We start from the raw sequence: 314 nt of genomic DNA on the forward strand, positions 1-314 counted from the left end.
CAACGGCATCGGTATTCGTGCCGCCGACGTCAATTCCAACGCGATACACGTCAGGCTCCTCTTTCATCAATCGGTCGATTTAACGAGGAAGCGCATGCGCTCCTCCTCAGTCACCGTGGGTTTGAGACGTTCTTCCTCGTCGGTGACGACGGGGATGGCCGCGATCAGGGCGCGGGTGTAGGGATGGGCCGGTTCGGCGAAGACCGCCGACGTCACGCCCTCTTCGACAATCTCGCCGCGCAGCATGATGGCGATGCGCGAACAGAAATTGCGCATCAGCGACAGGTCGTGCGAGATCATCAGATAGGTCAGGC

The 314-nt window shown here is 60.2% G+C and carries 1 pseudogene; it reads right to left on the bottom strand.

Annotated features, from left to right (window positions below):
* Nucleotides 1-66: 66 nt before the first annotated feature.
* A pseudogene (locus EN824_RS34195) lies at nt 67-314 on the bottom strand (ABC transporter ATP-binding protein); the annotation flags it as partial.

Source organism: Mesorhizobium sp. M8A.F.Ca.ET.181.01.1.1, assembly GCF_004792025.1.
Classification (GTDB): Bacteria; Pseudomonadota; Alphaproteobacteria; order Rhizobiales; family Rhizobiaceae; genus Mesorhizobium.